1 pseudogene is annotated in these 1,459 nt (G+C 76.4%); it reads right to left on the bottom strand.

What is annotated here, in order from left to right:
- Positions 1 to 1,459: pseudogene (locus SSQG_RS07620) on the bottom strand (DNA helicase RecD); the annotation flags it as partial.

The following is a 1,459-nucleotide window of genomic DNA, read 5'->3' as shown; positions in this document are numbered from 1 at the left end:
CCCGCCCGAACGCCGTGTACACCACGGCCCGGCTGAGGGCCTGCGCGGCATCGCCGGGCAGGACCACGACCACCGCGGGCCACCGGCTCCCCACGGCCTGGTGCGCGGTCAGCGCCCACCCGTGCCGCACGGACTGCTCCACCCGCTCCTTGGGCACGACGACGGCCTCGCCCTCGCACGACAGGTGCAGCCCCTCGGCATCCGCCTTCACCACCGTGCCCGGCAGCACCCGCCCGGGAGCGGGGGAGTGGACGACCCGGTCGCCGGGGTCGAAGCCGGCGAAGCGGCCCGGGCCCGGGTTGAGCCGCTCCTTCAACGCCGCGTTGAGCGCACGGGTGCCGACGGCACCGCCGTGCCCCGGTGTGATCACCTGTGTCTCCTCGGCCGGTACGCCGATCGCCCGCGGCACCGAGTCCGCGACGAGCTGCACCGTCCGGTGCACGGCCTCACCGGCGTCCCGCACCGGCACGATCACGACCTCCTTGCCCGGGGCCTCGACCTGGTTCAGCTCGCCGATGCCGATGCCGGAGACCAACTCGCCCAGCGGCCCCGGATCAGGCCGCCGCGAGGAGACCTGAGGGCAGATCCGGGCCGCGAGCAGATCGGCGAACACCCGGCCCGGACCCACGGACCAGAGCACCGCCGGATCCCCGGCCAGCACCAGCCGTGCCCCGTCCGGCAGCGACTCCGTCAGCAGTGCCGCCGTCTCGACGTCCAGCTGCGGTGCGTCGAGCACGACGAGCAGATCCAGATCCAGCGCCCCGTCGGCGTCCCGCCCCGGCCCCTCGGACCCGGCGAGCAGCCCGGCGACGGTGCAGACGGGGGCGGCGGGGGAGGCGGCGTCGGCGGACGGGGTGCCCGGCGCGGCTTCGGCCGTCCCCGAGCGGGGCAACAGGGCGGCGAAGCGGGTGCGGCCGATCGGGCCGTGCGCGGCGGCCCAGACGCGCAGGCCGAGGGAGTGTGCGGCGGTCAGCAGGGCCGCGGGCTCGGCCAGCGAGGCCGCGCCACCGGTGTGCAGGACCAGACCATGAGCGGCGACCGCGCGGATCAGCTCACCCGCCGACCCCTGGGTCGAGGCCGCGGCCCGCTCCCACTCCACAGCCGAACCGTCCTGCTTGGGCGCCGAGTTGACCAGCCGGGCCAGACCGTCGGCGAGGCTCTCCTCCGCGAGCGCGTACCGCTCGAGGCCGACCAGGAGGCGGACCGGGCGTGCCTCGTCCCCTTCGTCCTCCTCAGCGTCCTCGGCGCCCATCGCCCTGGCCGGGGGCGGAGCACCGGTCTCCTCCAGGGCGTCCTGAAAGACCAGCGCCTCACCCTCCGCGATGCTGTCCTGCACCGCACGGTCGGGGTCCGGCACGCCCCGCTGGGCCAGGGCCGTCACCAGGGCCGGCATCTCCAGAGCGGTGTGCCCGGCACAGCGCGGCCTGCTCCAGGAGCCAGACGGTGACGGCCCGGCCCC

It is taken from the genome of Streptomyces viridochromogenes DSM 40736 (genome assembly GCF_000158955.1).
GTDB classification, from domain to species: Bacteria; Actinomycetota; Actinomycetes; order Streptomycetales; family Streptomycetaceae; genus Streptomyces; species Streptomyces venetus.
Note: the sequence above shows the minus strand (reverse complement) of the source record. Positions and strands in the feature narration are given on the sequence as shown.